The 20,441-nt window shown below is 46.9% G+C and carries 15 protein-coding genes; 10 read left to right on the forward strand and 5 right to left on the reverse strand.

Features of this window, described 5'->3' with window-relative positions; all coding sequences use genetic code 11:
• Nucleotides 1-153: 153 nt before the first annotated feature.
• The 3 genes from BM082_RS19600 (at nucleotide 154) to BM082_RS19610 (ending at nucleotide 3,282) form a co-directional block, all read left to right on the forward strand.
• Nucleotides 154-1,218, forward strand: a complete 1,065-nt coding sequence (locus BM082_RS19600) for a 3-deoxy-7-phosphoheptulonate synthase (protein WP_017011919.1) — start codon at nucleotides 154-156, stop codon at nucleotides 1,216-1,218.
• 54 nt (nucleotides 1,219-1,272) lie between these two features.
• Entirely contained in the window at nucleotides 1,273-1,755 is a 483-nt protein-coding gene (locus BM082_RS19605) for a YajQ family cyclic di-GMP-binding protein (RefSeq protein WP_017011918.1), read from the forward strand.
• A gap of 177 nt (nucleotides 1,756-1,932) precedes the next feature.
• Nucleotides 1,933-3,282: a DUF7402 domain-containing protein gene (locus tag BM082_RS19610; protein WP_074928295.1), complete on the forward strand. Its 1,350-nt coding sequence runs from the start codon at nucleotides 1,933-1,935 to the stop codon at nucleotides 3,280-3,282.
• Between the two features lie 44 nt (nucleotides 3,283-3,326).
• Here the strand turns inward: BM082_RS19610 and BM082_RS19615 are convergent, their stop codons facing one another.
• Nucleotides 3,327-5,717 (reverse strand): helicase-related protein, encoded by a 2,391-nt coding sequence (locus BM082_RS19615; protein WP_017013598.1) that lies wholly within the window; start codon nucleotides 5,715-5,717, stop codon nucleotides 3,327-3,329.
• Nucleotides 5,718-6,075: 358 nt separating this feature from the next.
• Between BM082_RS19615 and BM082_RS19620 the strand changes: the two genes are divergently transcribed.
• The 4 genes from BM082_RS19620 to BM082_RS19635 all read left to right on the forward strand — a co-directional run bounded on the left by BM082_RS19620 (nucleotide 6,076) and on the right by BM082_RS19635 (nucleotide 11,512).
• A complete protein-coding gene (locus BM082_RS19620; protein ID WP_017007772.1) occupies nucleotides 6,076-7,767 on the forward strand; it encodes an NAD-dependent malic enzyme in 1,692 nt (563 codons plus the stop codon).
• A 111-nt stretch (nucleotides 7,768-7,878) separates the two neighbouring features.
• On the forward strand, nucleotides 7,879-8,625 hold the full coding sequence (locus tag BM082_RS19625; protein ID WP_074928298.1) for a SanA/YdcF family protein: 747 nt from the start codon (nucleotides 7,879-7,881) through the stop codon (nucleotides 8,623-8,625).
• Between the two features lie 209 nt (nucleotides 8,626-8,834).
• Nucleotides 8,835-10,205 carry an SLC13 family permease gene (locus tag BM082_RS19630; RefSeq protein ID WP_017013596.1) on the forward strand — a complete coding sequence of 457 codons (1,371 nt, stop codon included), beginning with the start codon at nucleotides 8,835-8,837 and terminating at the stop codon, nucleotides 10,203-10,205.
• A 215-nt stretch (nucleotides 10,206-10,420) separates the two neighbouring features.
• Nucleotides 10,421-11,512 (forward strand): ketoacyl-ACP synthase III, encoded by a 1,092-nt coding sequence (locus BM082_RS19635; protein WP_017007775.1) that lies wholly within the window; start codon nucleotides 10,421-10,423, stop codon nucleotides 11,510-11,512.
• 72 nt (nucleotides 11,513-11,584) lie between these two features.
• Here BM082_RS19635 and BM082_RS19640 read toward each other — a convergent pair whose 3' ends face one another.
• The 4 genes from BM082_RS19640 to BM082_RS19655 all read right to left on the reverse strand — a co-directional run bounded on the left by BM082_RS19640 (nucleotide 11,585) and on the right by BM082_RS19655 (nucleotide 15,429).
• Entirely contained in the window at nucleotides 11,585-12,868 is a 1,284-nt protein-coding gene (locus BM082_RS19640; protein ID WP_017013594.1) for a GGDEF domain-containing protein, read from the reverse strand.
• 241 nt (nucleotides 12,869-13,109) lie between these two features.
• Nucleotides 13,110-14,021, reverse strand: coding sequence for an N-acetylglucosamine kinase (nagK, locus tag BM082_RS19645; RefSeq protein ID WP_017007778.1), 912 nt, complete (start codon nucleotides 14,019-14,021; stop codon nucleotides 13,110-13,112).
• Nucleotides 14,022-14,197: 176 nt separating this feature from the next.
• Entirely contained in the window at nucleotides 14,198-14,926 is a 729-nt protein-coding gene (locus BM082_RS19650; RefSeq protein ID WP_017013592.1) for a tRNA-uridine aminocarboxypropyltransferase, read from the reverse strand.
• A 158-nt stretch (nucleotides 14,927-15,084) separates the two neighbouring features.
• Nucleotides 15,085-15,429, reverse strand: coding sequence for a DUF3802 family protein (locus tag BM082_RS19655; protein ID WP_017007780.1), 345 nt, complete (start codon nucleotides 15,427-15,429; stop codon nucleotides 15,085-15,087).
• A 294-nt stretch (nucleotides 15,430-15,723) separates the two neighbouring features.
• Here BM082_RS19655 and BM082_RS19660 point away from each other — a divergent pair, with 294 nt between their 5' ends.
• The 3 genes from BM082_RS19660 to BM082_RS19670 all read left to right on the forward strand — a co-directional run bounded on the left by BM082_RS19660 (nucleotide 15,724) and on the right by BM082_RS19670 (nucleotide 20,435).
• Entirely contained in the window at nucleotides 15,724-19,107 is a 3,384-nt protein-coding gene (locus tag BM082_RS19660; RefSeq protein WP_074928300.1) for an ATP-binding protein, read from the forward strand.
• Nucleotides 19,108-19,185: 78 nt separating this feature from the next.
• Nucleotides 19,186-19,875: a DUF3334 family protein gene (locus BM082_RS19665; RefSeq protein WP_017007782.1), complete on the forward strand. Its 690-nt coding sequence runs from the start codon at nucleotides 19,186-19,188 to the stop codon at nucleotides 19,873-19,875.
• Between the two features lie 98 nt (nucleotides 19,876-19,973).
• Nucleotides 19,974-20,435 (forward strand): hypothetical protein, encoded by a 462-nt coding sequence (locus BM082_RS19670; RefSeq protein WP_074928302.1) that lies wholly within the window; start codon nucleotides 19,974-19,976, stop codon nucleotides 20,433-20,435.
• Nucleotides 20,436-20,441: the final 6 nt, after the last annotated feature.

Here is a 20,441-nt window from a genome sequence, read left to right on the forward strand (position 1 = left end):
GCGCAAAATACCAGCAATGGCAACGAGAACAGACGAAATGTAAAGCAATAAACACATTTAATTGCGCAAAGATCGCTTCCCCGCTTTTATGTCCGCGAATTTTTGCTATCTTACTGCCTTTGCAGAAAAACTGAAGTAAGGAAGGCAGTGTCCATGCCAATCAAAACAGACGAACTCAGAACACAACCTGTTGACACTTTGCCAACGCCTTCAGAAGTGGAAAATGAACATCCGCTTACTGACAGCATTGCCCAGCAAATTGCAGAATCACGTAGACAAGCAGAAGATATTCTTGCAGGCAGAGACAACCGCCTTCTTGTTGTTGTCGGCCCTTGTTCGATTCACGATCCAGAAGCAGGACTTGATTACGCCCGCCGTTTAAAAGAAAAAGCAGAACAGCACAAAGACAATCTGCACATTGTTATGCGTACCTATTTTGAAAAGCCACGTACCGTTGTTGGCTGGAAAGGCATGATTAATGACCCACGTTTGGACGGCAGTTGCCATTTACGTGAAGGCCTGTTCAAAGCACGCAAGTTTCTACTCGACGTGAATGCACTTGGCATGCCAACCGCCACTGAATTCCTCGATATGATCACAGGTCAGTACATTGCTGATTTGGTGACTTGGGGGGCCATTGGTGCGCGTACAACTGAATCTCAAATTCACCGTGAAATGGCATCCGCCCTTTCTTGCCCTGTCGGTTTTAAGAACGGCACAGATGGCAACATCAAGATCGCCATTGATGCGATTCGTTCAAGCCAAACGTCTCATCTGTTCTGTTCGCCAAACAAAGAAGGTGTAATGACCATTTATCGCACCAGCGGTAACCCATACGGTCATGTTATTTTACGTGGTGGCCACCAGCCTAACTACAAGCGTGAAGATATTGCCAGTGCGGCTGAAGACCTTAACAGTTTCAATTTGGTGCCAAAATTGGTTGTTGATTTCAGCCATGCTAACTGTGAAAAACAACACAGACGTCAGCTTGATGTCGCGAAAGACATTTGTGAGCAAATCACCGATGGCGACGCTTTCATTGCCGGCATCATGGCAGAAAGCTTTATCGAGGAAGGCAACCAAGCGGTTGAAAAAGACAACATCAGCGGCTTGACCTACGGTAAATCCATCACAGATCCATGCTTGGGTTGGAATGATACCTGCGACATGCTGGATATGTTGGCAAACGCGATAGAAAAACGTAATAACGACAACTAAGCAATTTGTTGTAAAATTTGTCTAATTTTCTCAAGTAAACATCAGGATAATACTATGCCTTCTTTTGACATCGTCTCTGAAATTGATAACGTCGAACTAAGAAACGCCGTAGACAACTCAAAGCGAGAACTCGCCACTCGTTTCGATTTTCGTGGTGTTGACGCCAGCTTCGAGCTAAACAAAGAAGTCGTCAAAGTGTCTGCTGATTCAGATTTCCAAGTCACTCAGATGATCGATATTCTTCGTGGTAATTTGGCGAAGCGCGGCGTAGATGCAAGAGCCATGGAACCTAAAGACGTCGTTCACACCGGCAAAACCTGGTCGCAAGATGTTCATTTCAAAAACGGCATCGAAGCATTGATTGCGAAGAAGCTGTTGAAAATGATCAAGGATGCAAAGATCAAAGTTCAAGCGCAAATCCAAGGTGAGCAATTGCGCATTACGGGCAAAAAGCGAGATGATCTTCAAGCGGTTATGCAATTGGCGCGAGAATCCGATTTAGGTCAGCCTTTTCAGTTCAATAATTTCCGCGACTGATACACGTCTGAACACCACATATAAACACTGTAAAGCGCCCTTTCGGGCGCTTTTTCGTTCATTTCAATCTCTTTTCAAACTTTAATACACGCTCTCTCAAAGGCTTACTGCTAAAACAAGTTCTTTACGCGTTATCCTTCGGATAAATGCTCACAGCCACCACTTGAGAGTATTCCTATGAAAAAAGCGGCGTTGGGCGCTTCTCTTGCCCTTTGTTTGTTTAGTCAATTTGCACATTCATCAACCCTAAGTATCTATGTCGCTGCACATGCGGACGACTGGCAGCTTTTTATGAATCCCAGTGCCTACAACGATGTGAAAAACCCCAGTAATAAAGTCGTTTTCCTTCACTTCACTGCAGGTGATGCGGGCTTGGGAGATGGGCCCCTCCAGCACCCCAAATACATTGCGAGAGAAGAGGGAGCAAAGAGTGCTATTCGATTTATGGTGAACACTCAAAATGGCGCGCGCGGGAGAGAAGAAAGCGTGTCCACTGTTACAGTGAATGACCACACCTTAGAACGATCGGCTTACAGCAACACCGTGTCCTATTTTTTCCGTCTACCGGACGGCTCAGGTAATGGCAGTGGTTATAACTTCACAGGATATTCATCACTCGAAAAGCTCAGAAATGGCGATATAGACCAACTTCTATCGGTGGATGGTGCGGATACCTTCGACGGCTGGAAAGATTTAGTCTGGACCATCGAGCAACTTATTGCAGAAGAAGCCGTTGGATTCTCTACTATTCAGATACACGCAGCTGAAACCAACATTGCCGAGCATGGCAATCATGGAGACCACTCAGATCACCAGGCCGTATCTTGGTTAATGCAAGACATTCAAACATTCAGTTTGAAAGAGCATTGCTTTGATTTTCGGTTTTATCAAAACTACAGAACGGCATCCTTAGCGCGAAACGTGTCCGACAGCGAACTTATTGTCAATGCAAGGACATGGGGAGTAACAACCGGAAGTATTGCCGATAACTATCACAGCAGTACGTGGGATCACGGCCACAATGCATGGCTCACACGCATGTACCGACGCGAACTGAATACCAATACAGCGTGTCAGACGAGAAGAAACATCGCTAAAGATGCAACCATTACCGCGTCATCAGAGAACAACTCAACAGGACAAACCGCCGATAATACGGTTGATGGTGTCTATTCAGGCTACCCAACAGACTACAACATTACCCAAAAAGCAGAATGGGCAAGTAACCGAGAGAAGAGCGGTGCTTGGATAAAATATGAATGGGATGAGTCAGTCACGCTCGACCAAATCACTCTCTATGACCGACCAAATCTCGTTGATCACATCACGGGCGGTGAAATTGTATTTCATGACGGAAACAACTCGACAACACTGCCGTTTAATCAACTTTCAAACAACGGCTTCGCCGTCCCTGTACGCTTCAATTCAAAGCAGGTGAACGCCGTTACCATTCGAGTAACATCAACGTCACAACGCACCGCAAACACTGGCTTAGCGGAAGTGGAAATGTTCTCGCCATTCGAGTAGCCGTCGAACGAATACAAACGCCTGTTGAGGCGTTTTTATCCTTTCTATTTCACATCAACCACACGGCTGGCTTTTTTGTATTGAACACGCCAGCCTTGCCATGCTGGTAGTTCCCACCGTTTTGGCCCCTCTTTTCGAAGCCCACTGTGGTGATGAAGAATCACAGTGCGTTTTGCTTTATTGTATTCGACCGTCAGGTTTAACTGCGCAAGCTGAAGCATTAACGGGTATTTTTGAGCAAAATCATCAAACTCCCATTCAGGAATGCCATCAAAGTGAAGATCATCACTGTCGAGAAGTGCTAGATCTTCCGCAGATTCCACCCCCAAATCGACAAGCACTTGTTGAAGCCACGCCTGTGCATTTACAGTCTCGCTCGACGCTCTGTTATCTAAGGATTGATAAAGGTTCCAGTAGGTAACTTGTCGGGTGATCGCCTCTCCTGCACCCTCAATAAGGTCGCCTGACAGAATGCGCTCTGCGAACGCTGAAATCAGACTGTCGCCTTCTGCAAACCTTGCGGTTTCTGAGACAACACGACCGGCATACACAGTTTTAACGAGATCAACGAACTGCCCGTTCTGTTCTTGTCGTTCTCCAATCTGTTCCTCGCCTAAGCCAGCTTCTGCGATCCAAGTAAGTGAAATAGGTGCCGTGCAGGTCGCATATGACGTGGTTTGCTTTGACCCTTTTCCCGCCAAATGAAATTGATCAAAGATGATTGCTGCATGCCCTTTATCAGGAAAATCACTGTCACGACTCAGCACGGCTTCGCTCATGCCATTCCCAAACGCTTGCTGTCTGCGTTCGCGGCGAACAAAAACCAATTCTGGCGCGACATCAATGACATTCTTCAAAAAGGCTTCACGTTTAAATCGACTCGCCACTTCTCGCTGTGGTAACGCCAAGGCGTCACGTAACGAGGCAGAAAGTTGCTTCGCTTCTTTAAGCGCAAGCGCATCAACGTCAATGACGTCCGGCTGTTCTTCTCGAATGACCGCCAGTGATGTGACAACGTCACATTGATACTTATTCCATTGGGTAAACGTGTCGAGGGATTCATCACCGCTTTTACGCGTCCAAACCTTTTGTGGTGTTTGAAGCATTGCGGCTAAATCACACATCGCTTCTTGATTGCTTTTATCCTTCATGCCCGAAATAAGATGCGCAAACAATGCATCAATCGGTAGTGGGTATAGGACATGACCATGAGCGGTAATCAGCCCTGCGTCATCAACAGCCCCCATCGCGCGAAGCCTCTGCGTACCTGCGACCCAAGATTTTTCAGGTAACACGCTGAGCAAAGGCAATGTATTGAGTGGGTAACCACATGCCGCCGCCGCAAGCATGGTTTCTGTCAGTTCTTCGCGCTCCAACTCTGGTGGCGTGAATGCCTCTAAAGGCGCATGCTTTCCATACATGCGGTCACAATATCCCTCAGCAACACGACCAGCACGTCCTGCACGCTGTTTAGCACTGGCATTTGATATAGCATGTAAAGCCAATGCGGTACGACCATTACGTTGGTGCGTTCGGCGCTCTAGCCCAGAATCAATCACAGTGACAATACCGGGAATGGTCAATGAGGTTTCAGCGACATTGGTGGCCAGCACGACACGTTGAACATGGTCAGACTGAGCGTTAGCGTGAGAACGCGGAGTTTGCTTAGAAGATGGGTGCAGTGCTCTGTGTCTATCGTGATCAGATACCGATGCATGCAAAGGAATAACCTCTGCTTCAATGCCCTTTAGTATCGCCTGACATTGATTAATCTCTTTCTTGCCTGGCAAGAAAACCAACACATCACCGCCTCGCGCCAATGCATCAACAACAAGGGCCTTAATACGAACATCCAAATCCCGTGCAGTCGGCATAAACTGTGGGTCTCGAGCGTGGTGAGATATTGTGACACCGTAACTCCTACCGACAGCTTTTAAACATTCTGCATCAAAATAGGTCGCGAGTTTCCCCGCATCCAAGGTCGCAGAGGTCACGATCAAGCGATGTTGTTCATGTTTGAGCAACAAGGCTGCCAGCAGATCCATTTCAGCGCGGCGTTCGTGAAATTCATCGATCATCACAACATCAAAATCCGCCAGTTTGTTTTCGCTAAACCAGCGAAGCACCACGCCCGGCGTCGCAAACACAATTTCAGTGTTTTCAGTAAACCGATGGTCAAACTTAATGGCATAACCAACCTGTCTACCAACCGACGTCGAAAGGCTTTCTGCCACAAACCCCGCAAGTGAAGTACACGCAACACGTCGAGGTTCAATCACCAACACACGACCAAGAGTTCGCGCCCAAAGTGGCACCCGTGTCGATTTTCCCGTCCCCGTATCGGCTTGAATGATCACATTACGCCGACGAAGCATACGCGCTATCTCATCACGAAGAACATCAATAGGGAGTGGAAATGAAAAGTCTGGTTGCATGAGGAGATCTTGAAACACTTCGAATGGTTCGCAGTGTATCGCAAAGCACCGACGAAGAAACATTCCAATGTTCGAATAAGCGTCGCTAGCCCTCGAATTGTGTTGTTCAAACTTTCTCATTGTGATTCAAACGCTAATGTTTGAGGCCATTTTGGATGTATAACGCGTTAAATACGCTACACCGCCGCTTCTTTTGCCAAAAGAAGGTTGAACAGTAGCGGACTTCACCACTACACTTTCAGCACATCGTTAGCCCTCTGTTTGCTTGTTTCCTTAGCATGCACACAGAAGTGACATACCCAATAACGAAGGGTTAACGTATTCATAAAATTCCGAAAGATTTGAGTCGTACTTAACAATGCATAATCAAAAACGTCCTCTTTATATCCCTTACGCTGGTCCAGCGCTACTTGAAACGCCGCTACTGAATAAAGGCAGTGCGTTTTCCGTTGAAGAACGTATGTTTTTCAACCTAGAAGGTTTGCTACCAGAAGCCATTGAATCCATTGATGAGCAAGCAGAGCGTGCCTACAAGCAATACAAACGCTTTGAGAACGACATGGATAAGCACATTTACCTGCGCAATATCCAAGATACCAATGAGACACTGTTCTACCGTTTGGTGAACAACCATGTCACCGAGATGATGCCTATCATTTACACACCAACCGTTGGTGCTGCCTGTGAAAATTTCTCGGATATCTACCGTCGTGGCCGTGGTTTGTTCATCTCTTACCCGAACCGTTTCCGCATTGACGAAATGCTAAACAATGCTTCACGCCACAACGTGAAAGTGATTGTTGTCACCGATGGCGAACGCATTCTTGGCCTTGGTGACCAAGGTATCGGTGGTATGGGTATCCCTATCGGTAAACTGGCACTGTACACCGCTTGTGGTGGTATTAGCCCTGCTTACACGCTGCCGATCGTACTTGATGTGGGCACCAATAACCCGCAACGTCTTTCTGACCCTATGTACATGGGCTGGCGCCATTCCCGCGTAACGGGCCAAGATTACGATGATTTCATCGAAGAATTTATTCAAGCTGTTCAGCGCCGCTGGCCAGATGCGCTAATCCAGTTTGAGGATTTCGCACAGAAGAACGCCATGCCACTGCTTGAGCGTTATAAAGATCGTGTGTGTTGTTTCAATGACGACATCCAAGGCACCGCGGCTGTCACGGTTGGTTCACTGATTTCTGCGTGTAAAGCGGCAGGTACGGCCCTCTCTGAACAGCGTATTACCTTCTTGGGCGCAGGTTCTGCAGGCTGTGGTATTGCAGAAGCGATCATCGCGCAGATGGTATCAGAAGGCATTAGCGATGAAGAAGCGCGTGAGCGTGTGTTCATGGTTGACCGTTGGGGTCTGTTGGTAGACACCATGCCAAACCTGCTGGATTTCCAACAAAAGCTGACACAAAAGCGTGATGTATTGAAAGATTGGGAAGCGGACGATCAAAACCTTTCTCTACTGGATGTGGTGAAGAACGCGAAACCAACCGTACTTATCGGTGTGTCTGGTGCGCCAGGTCTGTTCAGTGAAGACGTGATTAAAGCGATGCACGAGCACTGTGCGCGCCCTATCGTGTTCCCACTATCAAACCCAACCAGCCGTGTTGAAGCGACGCCATTCGATATTCTCCGTTGGACAAACGGCGAAGCATTGGTTGCAACGGGCAGCCCGTTTGACCCTGTCGTGCTCGATAACGGCCAAACCTACCCGATTGCACAATGTAACAACAGCTACATCTTCCCCGGCATTGGTTTGGGTGTGCTTGCTGTGGATGCAAAACGTGTCACTGACGAAATGTTGATGGAATCAAGCCGCGCACTTTCTGAATGTTCACCACTGGCGAAAGACGGCGAAGGTGCTCTGCTTCCGCCGCTGGAAGAAATTCACACCGTGTCAAAGCACATTGCACTTGCTGTTGCTAAGAAAGCCATCGAACAAGGTGTTGCCCTCGAATTGGCAGAGGATGCGCTAAAAGAGAAAATCGATGCGATTTTCTGGCAACCTAAATACCGCCAATATAAGCGTACATCGTTCTAACTAAAAAGTTGGCCGCAAGCTCACAAGCTTGCGGCTGTTCTCTTTTTCATTTACGTTCCTTTGTTATAATCTGCTGGTTCATCAAAGAATTAAAGCCTCGTCTAATTGCTCATGCCTTTTCGTAAACTCGCCATCATCACGATTCTCCTGATAGTCGCATCTCTATTCAGTATTGCGGCGATGGATCTCTGGGTGTCTTATCAGGCGAAAGGAAGGATATACACGTCCATCGATAACACACCGGCACGCCATGTTGCATTGGTACTCGGCACCAGCAAATACATAGGTAAAACCAGAAATCCGTATTACACCTACCGTGTCGAAGCCGCCCAAGCACTTTATCAAGAGAAGAAAGTGGATGTGCTTCTACTGAGTGGCGACAACGCACACCGTTCGTATAACGAACCGTGGACAATGAAAAGAGATATGCTCAAAGCAGGCATTCCTGACGAACATATTGTGTTGGACTATGCAGGGTTTCGAACGCTCGATTCAGTGATCCGCGCAAGAGAAGTGTTCGGTGCTGACAAATTTACCATTGTCACACAGGCCTTCCACTGCGAACGTGCTCTTTTTATTGCCGACCACTACAACATTGATGCTATCTGCCTCGCGGTTCCAAGTCCAAAAGGGTTGGCGGGACTCAAAATTCGCGGCCGTGAAACCTTGGCACGCGTAAAAGCCTTACTGGATATCTACGTGCTTGATGTTCAACCCAAGTTCCTTGGCCCTAAAGAAACAATCTCTGTGGATGGCATCAACACCCATACACTTCCTGATTCAGGACCAGAACCAGAACCAGAACCAGAACCAGAACCTACGAATTCAAACACAGAAAACATCTCTGCAGCACAATAAATTCCCGCCATCTTTCTGAATGACGGGTGGATTTCTACCCATTTACAACTTCCCCCATCTCAAATTTAAACACGCAAATAACATCTTGTTAATCTTGTGTGTTTACGCCCGATTTACCCGCCCTGCTCTGCGAATAATGCTTCCGAACTCTGAGTGATTAGCTCTAACAATTACAAAAATAACCCTACATACCCATAAAGGAAGTCGACATGACAGCATTAACTATTGCTTTCAAAGATTGGCTGTTTAACAGAAATAGCCTGATCTTATTAGCGGACATTGCACTTTTCGCAGTCCTACTGAATGTATTGCCCTACGAAAAAGATGTCGTTATTGGCTTGAGCCTGCTTATCTTCATTGCAGTGCTTTGGCTGACAGAAGCTTTGCATGTCAGCATTACTGCGCTGATGGTGCCCGTGCTCGCAGTGGGCTTGGGTGTTTTCCAAACACCCACGGCAATGGCCAATTTCGCCAACCCGATAATTTTCCTTTTCCTTGGTGGTTTTGCGCTGGCAGCTGCATTGCATGTTCAAAAGCTCGACCAAGCCATTGCAGACAAAGTCCTGATCGTTGCGAAAGGGAAAATGAGCGTGGCGGTCATGATGCTGTTTGGTGTCACTGCAGGTCTTTCCATGTGGATATCAAACACGGCCACCACCGCCATGATGCTTCCGCTGGTGTTAGGAGTGCTTAGCAAAGTGAACGCCAAGCAAGAACGCGGCACCTATGTCTTCGTGTTGCTGGGTATTGCTTACTGCGCAAGTATCGGCGGTATCTCTACCATTGTTGGTAGCCCACCCAACGCCATTGCAGCAGCAGAAGTGAATTTGAACTTTATTGATTGGATGAAGCTTGGCCTGCCGATCACCATGGTGTTACTCCCTATTACCGTTGGATTACTGTATATCCTCACCAAGCCAAACCTAACGCACACGTTTGAGCTCGACCACACCCCTATCGAATGGAACAATGCCCGTCGTCTTACCTTGATGATCTTCGGCCTAACCGTGTTCTGCTGGATTTTCAGCAAACCGATTAACCAAATGCTGGGTGGCCTAAGTAAGTTCGATACGCTCGTGGCAATTTCTGCCATCATCTTGCTGGGTGCGACACGCGTAGTGAAATGGAAAGACGTTGAAAAATCGACGGATTGGGGCGTATTACTTTTGTTCGGTGGTGGCTTGTGCTTGAGTAACGTATTGAAAGCCACAGGCACCAGTATTTTCTTGGCTGAATCCCTCAGCGGCTTCTTGTCGTCAGCAGGCATCTTCTTCACTCTGCTTACTGTTGTCGCCTTTGTCGTGTTCTTAACAGAGTTTGCCAGCAACACGGCCAGTGCCGCCTTGCTTGTCCCTGTATTTGCAACGGTCGCAGAAGCGCTTGGGGTATCGCCAGTCATCCTGTCGGCACTGATCGCTATCGCTGCCTCTTGTGCCTTCATGCTGCCTGTTGCAACACCGCCTAATGCCATTGTGTTTGCATCTGGCCATGTCAAACAGTCAGAAATGATGCGTGCGGGTTTTTACCTAAATTTTGCGTCGATTATCGTACTCGCTATATTCGCGTGGATTTTCTGGTAAGCATCACATTTGTTTTCGCGGCAGTGTTTTTATTCTTCGCCTAAACAATTTAAACAGAGTGGCCTTTCTGGCCACTTTTTCATTTTCCAGTCCAATTTAACGTACTTCAACCCGCGTGAGGTGTTGCAAGCCACACATTGATCAACATGTTGAATTGTTTCATTGATTTTTCAGCGTTACACTGAATGCTTGAATGATAAAAACAAGAGACAATCATGCCATTTGCTGAAATTACAGGCTGGGGGAAATGTCTTCCGCAGGCTGAACTAACGAATTCTGATCTAAGCACTTTCATTGAAACTTCTGACGAATGGATTTCGTCGCGCACCGGAATCAGTGCTCGTCGTATCAGCCACGTCAACACGTCTGAATTAGCAACGGTTGCAGGTAAACAAGCTCTTGCAACAGCAGGCATTGAAGGTTCTGACCTTGATCTTATTATCGTCGCCACGTGCTCGCCAGATACATTAATTCCAAACATCGCGTCTAAGGTGCAACTTGAGTTGGGCGCGAAGAAAGCCGCAGCCTTTGATTTAAACGCGGCTTGCACAGGTTTCCTTTACGCATTAGAAACCGCAACACGCATGATCCAAGCTGGTGCGTATAAGCATGCGTTGGTGATTGGCGCAGAGCGCCTCACTTGGTACCTCGATTGGAGCAAACGCGATACTGCAGTCTTGTTCGGTGACGGAGCTGGCGCCGTTATTCTTAGCAAAACCGACAAAGAAGTGGGCCTATTGGAAGCGCAACTCGGTTGTGATTCAGCAGGCCGCGATGTGTTGGCAATTCCAGAGTTCGGTACAGGTATGCCACGCTTTGCCCAAGACAATGGGTATTTTGAATTCAACTTCGTGGGTCGCGAGATATTCAAACGCGCCGTGAAAGGTATGGGTTCTGCAGCAGGAGCTGTGCTTTCGCGCGCAGGGAAAACACCGGAAGGCATTGACCTTGTTATTCCTCACCAAGCCAATAAGCGCATCATTGAAGCCCTCTGCGACCATGCCAAGATCCCGTTGGAAAAAGCATTCATTAACATCCATAAATACGGCAATACTTCCGCAGCAACGATTCCGATTGCGCTGTGTGAAGCCGTTGAAGAAGGCCGAGTGACGCCTAACAGCACCCTGCTTATGGCTGCCTTTGGGGCGGGCTTAACGTGGGGCGCAGGTGTGCTACGTTGGGGTGACCGTGTAACGCCAATCAATACCAGTGATGCAGCTTTACCAGAATCTGATGCAACAGCACTGGAATTATTGAATGAGGCCATTACATGCTGCCAAGAAAACGCAAAGCGTAAAGCTCAGTAAAAACGCCACGTTCAGACCTAAAAAAAGCAGCCTCGGCTGCTTTTTTGTTTTCTTCCGTAACGTCAAAGAATACTAAGCGGTTACCAGCACATCGGAATAGACTTCTACACGGTTTCTGCCCGATTGCTTGGCTTGATAAAGCGCATCATCGGCATCTGCCAACATCCCTGCCACGCTATCATTCCTGAGTAATGCCACACCAATGCTGCATGTCATCGTCTCACCATGAGGCCAAGCATTATCTTCAAAACGTGAACGGATTTTTTCCGCCAAGAATGACGCCTGAGCGAGGTTTCTATCAGGACAGAAAAACACGAACTCTTCGCCTCCCCAACGAACAGCAATGTCCGTCGACATAGAACGATTTTTTAAGAGCGCAGCGACATCAATCAAAATGCGATCGCCCATCTCATGGCCGAAGGTGTCATTAATGCGTTTGAAGTGATCGATATCGATAACCAGCGCCGTACATTCGCGACGGGCTTTTCGAGACATGGTTTGCTCCAAGTCGCGATGGACATTCATGCGGTTTCTCAACCCCGTCAGCGGATCTGTCGTCGCCATAATGGACAGTGTTTCACTTTGCTGTTTTAACTGTTCATTAATGGCAAGAAGACGAGCACTGCGTACACGTTCTTCCTTGTAGACTTTGAGGCTTTGCCAATATTTCACGCAAAGCACAATGAGAGCAGCGACAAGCCACATGAAGGTAAGATTTTTGAACAGTTGCGCTTCAGAAATCATCACACCTTCAAAACGTATGCTTTCAATATTCAGTCTGTGCTCCCCAATAACAGGTGCACTTCCTGTGGCAATCTCAATCACAGACACGTTGGTCAATTCTGAACCTGCATGCTCCAACGGCACGGCCAGATCAGAAATCCACCATGACAACACTTGGAATGCTTTTAACGGCAGAGCGACTTCCGAATTTTCCAACGTCGGGTTGTATTCCAAACCATTAAATTTCAACGACACAGGATCATCAACCGATGAGTACGCCTCGTTGTAGTTTCTCAGGTAAACACGTAGACGCTGATCAGGCTGCGGCGCAAGGTAAGAGCCTTCAATGACCATCGAATGATAATGAGTGAGATCGATGCCATCGCGAATATCATCGCTTAGACTGATGGCGACTTCGCAATACGGCCAGCGGTGTTTCTCGCCCAACTGACAACCCAAGGTGACCGATTTATCAGCATTTTGGGTGACAGCTCCGAGTGTGTTTCCACCTACACCTTTGTCATCAATGTACCGATATTGAACCTCGTCGCTAGAGATGACGTAGTGCGACGATGCGCCACCCGCATAAAACCAAACAACAGCAGACAAGGAAAATAAAAAAAGGATGAGCATAGCGAACATGGTTCGCGAGAATTTCCGATTCAAAACAGGCTTTTTACTCTTAAAATGGCAACAGAAAAATAAACGAGAAGTGAACAGTAAGAAGCTCTATTTATTGTAGGTACCAAACAGCCTGCAAACACCCAGTATAAACCCGTCTGTTGGAAGGCTTGACCATGGGCTTTCTTACGAACGAAAAAGCACCGAACATCAGTCCAGTGCTTTCCCATGCAATGAGGACGCTTTGTGCGGGTTAGCGTTGAATATTTAAGAACGCAGCACCACGAACGCCACCAGAGTCACCGTGTTTCGCTTTGATGATCTTTGGAGGATTAGAGATCGAAAGTAGGTATTTTGGCAAGCGTTTTGGCATTTCTTCGTAAATCAGTTCGAAGTTTGATAAACCGCCACCCAAAGCAACAACATCTGGATCAATTCCTGTAAACAATCCTGCAAACACCATGGCAAGCATTTCCATATAACGATCGACAAATGCGACCGCTTTTTCTTCGCCTGCATGGTACTCAGTGATGATGTCGATGGCTTTCTTTTCAGTCTGGTAGTAATGCGTATATAGCATTTCAAAACCACGACCTGACAGATAGTTATCAATACAGCCTCTGCTTTCACAGCCGCATTCAAAAATCGGCGCGTTTTCACCAAGGTGAAGCCATGCATCAATCGGCATGCGCATATGGCCAAGTTCGCCAGCCACATTGTTTTTGCCTGAAACGACTTGTCCGTCGATGACGATACCACCGCCAAAGCCAGTGCCTAAGATAAGACCCAGCACCACTTTTTCGCCTTGAAGAGATTCGTCCCACGCTTCAGAAAGTGCAAAACAGTTTGCATCATTGTTCAGCGCTACCTTGCGGCCAATTTTTGCTTCAAGGTCAGCACGCAACGTGCGTCCTTTTGCTGCAGGGACATTAACAGTAAGAACAGTGCCATCTTCTGCTTTTTCGATACCAGGGATACCGATGCCAACCGACCCTTCACAATTAAACTGCGCGTCGTACTTAGCCACCAGCTCAGCGAGCGTCTCAATTAAACGTCCATAGTCATCACCCGGCGTCGGCACACGTTCTGTTGCCTGTCGCTTAAGATCACTGTCAAAAGCGCCAAACTCAATTTTGGTCCCACCCACGTCAAAGCCGTAATACATCCTTTACTCCATTGTTCCAAATTTTATATTTTGCAGTAATGGCGGAAATTATCCCCATTTCACAGGGTTATGAATGTGATTAAAAACAAAATAACCCCGAGATACGGGCGTTCCAAAATTCACTACTGAGAAGCTGCTCGCAATTCCCTTGCGCACAGAAAAACCGAATAGTCGCATTATGCCACTTCACAACGCGCAACGACGTCTTTATAACGATCCAGAGCGCCTGGAATTGGCAACTGACGCTGTTTTTTGCCGGTTAAATAATGCTCTTTGAACACATCAAACCATGCGTCCAAACAATCTGCCGCTTTCAAATCACCCGCTAAGGCGAGCACTTTGGCAGCGACCTCCGCCGTTGCCAATTGTCCTTCACCACACGCCTCGCGCATTTTATATCGAGAGGCATCATCTGCCTTAATACTCAACACAGGCAAGCTATCAATCCAAGGACTCTTTCTAAATATCTTCTTAGCTTCCGACCAAGTTCCATCAATTAAAATAAACAGTGGTCTTTTACCTTGTGATACGACAGGTATATTGACGACACGCTCTGGCGTTGAATACTGTTCAGGAAAGATCACAAAGGGTTGCCACATCGGATCCTTAATCAGAGCAAGCATCTCTTCATTGGGAGAAGTACGTGACCAAATGTAGGCGTACGTGTCTTCGACAGCATCAGCAATCAAGCGGCCAGTATTGCTTGGTTTAAGCACTTCATCGTCATACATCACCAGCAAGAAGCCAGCATGAGATGCACGTCTGACATTATGCGCGCAGATACACAAATGGGCATTCACCATGCAATGACGACAACGCTCGACGCTTGCACCACGGGCGCGAAAAGGTTTGGTCGATTGCGCCAAACGTTCATCGTAAAGTCGGTGTATTGCGTGGAGTTTCATTGAATGCGCCTAAAAAGAGTAAAGGCGCATTTTAATGGGGGATTTGAGACGTGCAACCTCTAACTCACGAGCTATTTAGTAACAGGGTAACTTTTCCACACATCACTGACGGACGGTTTGCTCATTGAGCAACGCTCTAACCGCAAAAACGCTCAGTGCTAAGCACATTCAGAGACGACGGAATCAAACAGGTTCTTCACTAAGCCAACGTACTCATCAAGAAAGTTGATTTGGCTAAACGTTGGCTTTTGGTGCCAGACAGAACTCAGAATTTCTTCCAAATCACTGACCACTTTGTCAGCTTCAGACATAACCTCGAAGCGAAGCTTCTGCGGCATGTCTTTGTTTTGCTCACAAATCACCATAATTTGGGAAGCGACGAGTTCATGAACAAGCTCATCAATGGTTTCTGACCCAATCTTGTCATCAGTGGAAGAAAACACGCTTAAACTTTCTACGAAATACTCAACCAGTGCAGCGTACCCATCTGATTCAACAACCATCATTTCCCCCAGAACAACAAATATTCATGCGATTTTATTGTCTTTGCACAAGCATTAGTATCTTTTCTTCGTCGCATGTCACTTTTATGGAACATATACGCACTTAGCATCATAGCAACAACTAAAGTATATGTTGCCAAACAGAGTTGATCATTTTGAATGACCTTGTCGCCATCCGGCAGCAACTCAACGCGTCAGTAAACACAATAAAGAGCAACCACCCTCTCATCCCTTTCGGTGAAAAATCGCACTGAAAAGACTTCTAAGGGCCAGGTTAGCCACCAAGGAAAAACGATGACTGATCAAAACATCCAACGGGCCAATCAATTCCCGTTTTCAAAAAGTATTGTGGGTAAGGTGGGCCTGATCATGGCCGCAATGACACTCACTGCAATGCTTCTTTCCGTGTCCACCTACGTTATGCACGACAACGCCAGTACGGACACCACAAACACCAGCCGATTAGAAATCCCGAGCGCCCTCCTTTCAGTCTCCATGTTGCGCTATGCCGGTGAAATGAACAGAAGCATGCTGAGCTACGCATTGGGGTCGAGTGCTTCTTTGGATACCTACTACCGCAATAAGAACCAATTTGAAGTGTCTCTAGAGGAATTGAAAAAGATCCATGGCACAAAGAGCGGCAACTTGCAGCGTATTGAAGATGTATATCAGTCGCTCTATCAGCAAATACGTACAGAGGTCATCGAACAATATAACCCCAAGAGAGAAGCATGGGCGCTTGACGAAAAGCGGTATATTTCCACCACCATCGTGACGGAACTTGATCGTAAGATCAGCGCCCTCGCCTCTAAGGATGATACCAATGGTGGCTTGAGTGAAGAAGACAGGCAGCATTACCTGTGGCTTCTTCGAGAGCAAACCGATGATATGCGTTCTTCGCTCTTTTTCTACCTCAGCGGCGAAGCCTTTAAAAGAGAACGCTTCGAACGTAATAAACAAAGCTTCCAAGAATACCTTGCGTTGCTGCAAGACAATGCCGGCAGTACGGGAGAAAAAGAGAAACTCCAAGATATATCAATCATCTATCAAGCCTTTTATAGTCGTATAGAAAGCGTATTTGATAGTTACAACCCTTACAGCAAGCAACATGCTATCGAATCTTTGAAAATCATCAGTACGGAAGAATACAAAGTACTCGAAACCGCCCTCACAGAATTTTCGCGGGAAACCAGTTTCCGCGCTGCCAACTCAATGGCAAGCCTACACAAAGTGCTCAAAACGAATCAGCTCTCATTCTTTGCCTTGTTCGGCGTCATGACATTGGTGAGCATCGTGTTGACGGTCTACATCTATAAACGCGTTACGCTGCCTATCGCTCGCTTAGCCGACACCATGCTCAAATTGTCTGATGGAAACACGGAAATTCCTATTCTCTATAAAGAGCGCCCGGATGAGGTTGGACAGATTTCACATGCACTCAGTTCTTTCCGTGATCACATCATTTCTCGCAACCAAGCAAGAGAACAATTGCTGTACCAAAAAGAGCGCGCGGAATCAGCGTCTAAGGCCAAAGCACAGTTTTTGGCGGCCATGAGCCATGAGATTCGCACCCCAATGAACGGCGTGATCGGGATGATTGATATTCTTCGCCGTTCAAACCTCGATTCAACACAAAAAGGCGTTGCTAACACAGTTCGTGAATCGGCTTTGTCATTGCTGTCTATAATTAATGACATTCTCGATTTTTCACGGATTGAAGCAGGAAAGATGCGGATTGATGAAGTACCCCTTTCTATTCGTCATATTACTGAACAAGTAATGGATAACCTCACGACAGAAGCCAACGAAAAGAACGTATCACTGATGTTGTTTGTTGACCCACAGGTTCCCAGCTCTCTGCTGGGTGATCCGACACGCATCAAGCAGATACTGTTTAACTTGATCGGTAACGGCATCAAGTTTTCCGGCGGTCAACCTCATGTTGGTGAAGTGCAGGTTTGGATCAAGAGCGACGCAGACACTATCAATGACAAAGGAAAAAGCGTTGTGCCGATTTCTATTGAAATCAAAGACAATGGCATTGGTATCAGCGCCGATAAACTGGAAAGTATTTTTAAACCCTTCACGCAGGCGGAGTACTCTACCACTCGCCGATATGGCGGTTCCGGTTTAGGTCTGGCGATCAGTAAGAACATTATTTCACTGCTCGGCGGCAGCATTGATGCGCGCAGTGAAGAAGGGATTGGTTCGACTTTCTATGTGGACATTAAACTGCCGCACTCCAATACCATCAACGTACCCGATGACAGCAATATGTTGCTTCTCACAGAAGCGGCGAAAACATTGAACAATGTTGTGTGTCTCAATACGCTTGAAAATGGTCCTTTAAAAACCAGTATTGATAGCTACCTAGATAACATGAATATCCGCAGTCAGACTGTCTCGCTTGATGTGCTTCACCAACACAAGCTTGTTGGTAGCAACAAAGACACAAAATTTGTGATCATCTGCCGCGACTACATGCAGGCCAAGCAATTGACTGCACCGTTCATCACAGCATCTAACAACATTCGATATCTCGAACTCGACATGTCGTTACCCGTCCACCGATACGAAGGGAAAGACGTGTTTGCGATTTACGCGTCCCCCATAAAGCTTTCCATGCTTTTAAGCGGATTACGCATTTGTATTGGCCTTGAAAGTCCAGACTACCCCGTTGTTGACACTTCTGGCCGCGAAGCGTTCATAGAGCGTGTGTCAGAACATCGGGGCACTGTGCTGGTCGCAGAAGACAACATCACCAACCAAACCGTAATAGAAAAGCAGCTAACGTACCTCGGTTACAAAGTCGTCATGACCGCCGACGGTCAAGATGCACTTCGCGCCTATCGACAACAGCCTTTCACCCTCGTGATTACCGACTGTCACATGCCCAATATGGATGGGTATGAACTGACTCGTTCGATTCGAGTGATTCAAAAAGAACGCAACGAATTCGTCCCTATTATCGCGCTCACCGCGAATGCCCTTGTGGGTGAAGCAGAGCGTTGCATCGAAACCGGCATGAATGATTTCATCGCGAAACCGGTTGAAATGGATGTAATTCAAAAAGTCCTGAACAAATGGCGTCTTCAAAGTCGCCCTACTGACGAGCATCTCTCTATGGCCAATTCAGACTCTTACGTCGATGGTGGCCTTACTCAAACACCATCTGACACTTCTCACGCTGATCAAGCTGAACAGCAAGCGCATGCTACGCAGCAAATGCCTTCGAACCATCACACAAGCACTGCCTCAACAAACATTATCTCTTCTAGCGACACACCCCCCCAAAACATTGCGCCGATGGAGCTTGATCCAAGCGTGCTGAAAAAACTGTTTTGGGGTGACAAAGCAACGTACGACGAAGTGCTAGGTGAGTTCCAGAAGCATTGCATTCCAGAACTTCAAGAAATGGCAAATGCTTTACCGCCTTATGATTACAACGCGCTCAAAGACACAGCACATAAGCTAAAAACGTCGTCCAGAAGCATAGGAGCGCGTGACTTATCTGACACCTGTAAATCGCTGGAAATTGCGGCATCAGAACAGAATATCGACGTTGAAGAACTGGTGAAAAAAATGGGCGCACAATTACTTGCTTGCACGGATGCAGTTAACGTTAAACGTGAGTTTTTGGCTGCGGAGTTGCAGCAAGATAAAATTAAGGCCTCATAACGGCCAGAATTCGGCAGATTTATCAATTTAGTGCCACACTTGTATTGATGTTCCGCATACAAATCAAGTGGGTTAACTATGAGAAAAACAAAAATCGTCACGACGGAAGATATTCTGCTGAAGCTTTGTCAGTCCGTTACTGCAGTATTAACAAAAGCAACCGACTCTCAAGTTCACCATTCTGCAATGGTGCAAAAGATCACGAAGACGAGCCTGAAGCCTGACTTTGGCTGTTTTGTCCTCTTTGACGGAGGATTCTCAGGGCTCGTTGTCATTAACTTTGACGCGAAGGCCGCGCTAGAGTTATACACGAAATACATGTCCCATATGGGAATCCCGAAAGAAGAACTTGCTACCCTGCATACCTCAGATGAAGTCGCCGATGTGTTAGGAGAACTCATGAACCAAATCGTGGGTGACTTTACGGGTAAGATCAAACGCTCTCTGCACACCAACATCACTCAAAACCAACCTAAGATGATGGCGATCAATAAGAACATCAATGTCACCATCGATAGCAACATAGAACGCCCTCAAGCGCGTCGTGTAAGCTTTGATACCGAAGACAACAACATCTTCTACCTTGAGCTTTCAATGGAACGCACAGAGTTCATTCAACTTGAAGAATTCGAAGAAGGTGAAGAAGTTAACCCTGATGCGATCCTTGAAACTGAAATCCTGAAACAACTTGAAGGCAAAGACGTATCGAAAAAGAAAAAATCCGCAGCGTCTGACTCCAATTCATTGATGGATGACCTTGGTATATAAGGCACAGACTTAACGGCGGTTTCGGCCGCCGCTTTTGCATCCTCAGTGATTTTTCCACGCAATTCGCCATTTCAAACACAGGATCAGGAGACATAAACATGGAACGTCTTGATTTGTGGTTTGAGAGCATACAGCAGTGGTACGAAAACAAAGAAACGCGACAGTTTGATTCCCTCGCGAACCTTTTGTCTGCTACTCCAGCCACCCTTTTCTCTTCGCCAATCACGCAAGAAAAAAGCGATGCCATCGCTTACTTTGTCGATGCCTGCCAACTTCTTCAACGTCACTACCAACATATCGACCGTGTCGACGATGCATATAGCTACATGCAATATTGTTATGCCAAACTTCAAGCCTTGGCATCCGATACACAAGCAGAAAGCGACGTAAAACGATGGAGCCTAAAAAAGCTCGATCAGTGCATTGTCACTATGATGGAATTTTGCCAACACCAAGGCAAAGACAGTTGGCTTCAAGAAAGTGAGCAATTGGTCGAGCTTCATATTACGTTCATGCTCGGCCAAAACGAACGAAACCTGCATTTGGCGCAGGGTATCTAACGCTAA

Origin of the sequence: Enterovibrio norvegicus DSM 15893, assembly GCF_900115495.1 — a bacterium.
Classification (GTDB): Bacteria; Pseudomonadota; Gammaproteobacteria; order Enterobacterales; family Vibrionaceae; genus Enterovibrio; species Enterovibrio norvegicus.